Raw genomic sequence first — 3,410 nt, forward strand, 5'->3', positions numbered from 1 at the left:
GGTGCATGCGGCGAGTGTGGAGCTCGCGGCGGGGCCGGGGGCGTTTGCGCGGCGGGGCGGCCGGGACTGCCGCTGTCGTCGGGGTCGTCGGTGTCCTCGTCGGTGTCGCCGATGTCGTCGCAGACGAGCAGCCAGCGCCGGCTCTCGGCGTCGGCCCGGGCGCGCAGGGCGCGCACATGGGCGGCGGCGTCCTGCGTGGTGGGTTCGCCGAGGGCGTTGCCGAGGGCGCCGAGCGCGGCGTGGATCTCGGCCCGGGTGCCACTGCGGATCCACCACACGACGTCGTAGGAGCCGCCGAAGCGGTGCCCGAACTCCCGCAGGAGTTCGCTCTTGCCGATGCCGGGGGCGCCGACGACGACGCAGGGCCGGCCCTCGGAGGCGTGGCCGGCGAGGACGGCCCGCAGGTCGGCGAGGAGGTCCTCCCGGCCGACGAAACCGCTGTTGCGGGGGGCGATGTTGGTGCGGCCGGGCAGGCTGGGGAAGCGCCGTCCTCGGGGGGCGCCGGTGGCTCCCGACCGCAGGGTGAGGCTGTCGCGCAGTCGTGCGACGGCCTGCTGTTCGGTGAGCCGGCGCAGATCCACCTGCTGGTGGTGGGCGAGGACGCGCGGGAGTTCCTCGTCGTCGACGAGGACCACGCGGATGCCGGGGTCGGACAGCCAGCGCAGGGCCTGTTCGTCGTGGAGGCCGGCGACGGCCGGCGGCAGCAGGAGCAGCACCTCGTCGTCGGCGGGGGGTGCGGGCCGCCAGTCGGCGTAGGTGCGCAGGGTGACTTCGACGCGGGCGCTCCACAGCAGGTCGCGCAGCCACTCCGCCCATACGGCGTGGCGGGGGTCGTGCACGAGGAGCGCGCGTGCGGGCGGGGTGTGGCGGGGCTCGTCCAGGGCCCTGACGAGTCGTTCCAGTGCGGGGCGCACCCGCTGGTCGAAGCCGTTGCCCGGTTCGGTCTCCGTGCCGAGGCGGGTGCTGTGCTCGGACAGGGCGTGGTAGGGGATCTCCAGCCTGCGTACGGGCCGGTCTCCGCCGAGCGGCGCGAACCGTTCGCGCACCCGTTCGCGGGCGAGGCGCAGCTGGTCCTCGTGGGTGGGGTCGGTCTGCAATGCGAGTGCGAGGACGTCGAAGCGGCGGCCGGACTCGCGGCGCAGTCGTTCGGCGAGTTCGACGGCGGCCTCGATGAACGCCGAGGCGGCGGTGAAGCAGACGACGAGGACGGACGGCAGCCGGGACAGCGCGGCGGCCTGCCGGTCGGTGCGGACCAGCGGCGCGTCGACGAGGACGTCGTCGTAGCGGGCGAACGCGGGATGGTCCGGGTCGGGGAGCGCGGCGAGGGCGTCGGGGCCCTTCAGGGTGACGATGCCGACCGGATGCTCCGCGCCCCTGGGGTGCCATTCCTCCACGGCGGGGCCGTCGTCGGTGCCCGGCAGCAGGGCGGGGCCGGGGGTGACGTCACGCACGTAGCTGCGGGTGCGGGTGTCGGCGTGGCGTGCGTCGAGCACGAGGACCCGCCGTCCCGACCGGGCCAGCAGCACGGCGGTGTTGAGCAGGGTGGTGGTCTGGCCGATGTTCTCCGCAGTGGAACAGAACACCGTCACGCGGGGGCTTGGCACGTGGCCGTCCGCCTCGGACATCTCGGCTCCGCTTCGCTTCGTCGATGGTGCGCGGTCCCGTCGGGAGCGGGGGTGTGCGACGGCCGGTGCCCGGGGGTGCGGCGCCCCCGCGGGTGGCGCCGGGCGACGGCCGGGCCGTGCCCCGATCACTCCCTCGTGGGGCCGGGGGGGCTGGTCCTGGGTACCTGTTCGTAGTTGGTGTTGTACTGCACCTCAGGGTGTTCCGCTTCGGCCCGTACCCGCCGCAGTGCGTGGACAAGCGCGGATTCCGGGAGTGCGGCGATTTCCTCGAAGGGGAATTCGGACAGGTCGATCAACGGTGATTCCACGGTGTTCCGCGCCTCGCCCTGTGCATCCATAGGCCGGTCCTGTCGCCCCGATCCCGTCGAGAATCCGCCACGGTGTGGAGGAATGCCGGACAGTTGTGGTCTGGCCGGTCAACCCGGCTGTCAAACAACCGACTTGCTGCCACACTTCGGAGTCTACCGGGAACAGCGGCACAGGGAGCGTTCGGTGACGACGGCGCGCCACGGCGGACCGGCATCTGTCGCGAATACGTTCGTACGGCGGATCAGGGCGGACATCGGACGGGAGTTACATGGGCGCTGAAACCGAGCTCGGGGAAACTCCCGCCCCCTTTCCGTTCCACACCTTCGTGCTCAAACTGCACAGCCGTTGCGATCTTTCCTGCGATTACTGCTACATGTACCGTGCAGCGGACCAGAGCTGGCGGCGGCAGCCGCGTGCGATGTCCCCGGCGGTGATCGCGTGGACGGCGCGGCGGATCGCCGAGCACGCCCGGACGCACCGGCTGTCGGCGGTGACGGTGGCCCTGCACGGCGGGGAGCCCCTGCTGGCCGGCCGGGAGCTGCTGCGGCGGACGGTCACGGAGATCACGGCGGCGTGCGGGCCTCGGGTGCGGGTCGACGTGTGCGTGCAGACGAACGCGATGCGGCTGGACGAGGCGTGGCTGGAGCTGCTGGCCGAGCTGGGCGTGCGGATCGGGGTGAGCCTGGACGGCGACCGCGCCGCGCACGACCGGCACCGGGTGCGTCCGGACGGTCGCGGCAGTCACGGCCGGGTCACCGCGGCGCTGCGGCGGCTGACCGAGGGCCCGTACCGGAGGCTGTTCGCGGGGCTGCTGTGCACGGTGGATCTGCGCAACGATCCGGTCGCCACGTACGAGGAACTGCTGCGGCACCGGCCGCCCATGGTGGATTTCCTGCTGCCGCTCGGCACCTGGGCGGCACCGCCGCCGGGCCGGGTGCCCGGACGGGCCGACACGCCGTACGGGGACTGGCTGGCGGCGGTCTTCGACCGCTGGTACGGCGCCCCGGAGCGGGAGACCGAGGTGCGGGTGCTGCACGACCTGGTCTCGCTGCTGCTGGGGGGTCGCGGCGGCACGGAGGGGCTGGGTCTCGAGCCGGTGCGGTACGTGGTGGTGGAGACCGACGGTTCGATCGCGCTGGACGACACGCTGCGGGTGGTGGCCCCCGGTGCGGGGCAGACGGGGCTGCACGTGGCGCGTGACTCCTTCGACCGGGCGCTGCGCCATCCGGAGGTGACGGTACGTCAGTCGGGGGCGGCGGGGCTGTCACCGGTGTGCCGGGCGTGCGTGCTGCTGCCGGTGTGCGGCGGCGGCCACTACACGCACCGGTACCGGGGCGACGGCACGGGGTACCTCAATCCCAGCGTGTACTGCCCCGACCTGGCCGCGCTGATCCGGTATGTGCATCGTCGTGTGTCCGACGACATGGAGCGGTTGCGGCGGGGGGCGGCGGCGGTTCCGGGGGTGCGGTGATGGGC

3 protein-coding genes are annotated in these 3,410 nt (G+C 73.4%); 1 reads left to right on the forward strand and 2 read right to left on the reverse strand.

From position 1 onward, the window contains the following. Together MTQ10_RS29100 and fxsA are read right to left on the reverse strand one after the other, a co-directional pair. A partial coding sequence (locus MTQ10_RS29100; protein ID WP_247473377.1) for an AAA family ATPase occupies positions 1–1,604 on the reverse strand: 1,604 nt, incomplete at its 3' end. Positions 1,605–1,750: 146 nt separating this feature from the next. Then, entirely contained in the window at positions 1,751–1,963 is a 213-nt protein-coding gene (fxsA, locus tag MTQ10_RS31770) for an FxSxx-COOH cyclophane-containing RiPP peptide (protein ID WP_356760252.1), read from the reverse strand. Between the two features lie 239 nt (positions 1,964–2,202). Between fxsA and MTQ10_RS29105 the strand changes: the two genes are divergently transcribed. Continuing rightward, complete coding sequence (locus MTQ10_RS29105; RefSeq protein ID WP_282612720.1) at positions 2,203–3,405, forward strand: FxsB family cyclophane-forming radical SAM/SPASM peptide maturase; 1,203 nt, start codon at positions 2,203–2,205, stop codon at positions 3,403–3,405. Positions 3,406–3,410 lie beyond the last annotated feature (5 nt).

It is taken from the genome of Streptomyces sp. XM83C (assembly GCF_023072675.1).
In the GTDB taxonomy this organism is placed as follows: domain Bacteria; phylum Actinomycetota; class Actinomycetes; order Streptomycetales; family Streptomycetaceae; genus Streptomyces; species Streptomyces thermocoprophilus.

Coding starts and splice junctions, on each gene's coding strand:
- MTQ10_RS29105 (WP_282612720.1), top strand. CDS start 2,203: ATGGGCGCTGAAACCGAGCTCGGGGAAACTCCCGCCCCCTTTCCGTTC.
- fxsA (WP_356760252.1), bottom strand. CDS start 1,963: ATGGATGCACAGGGCGAGGCGCGGAACACCGTGGAATCACCGTTGATC.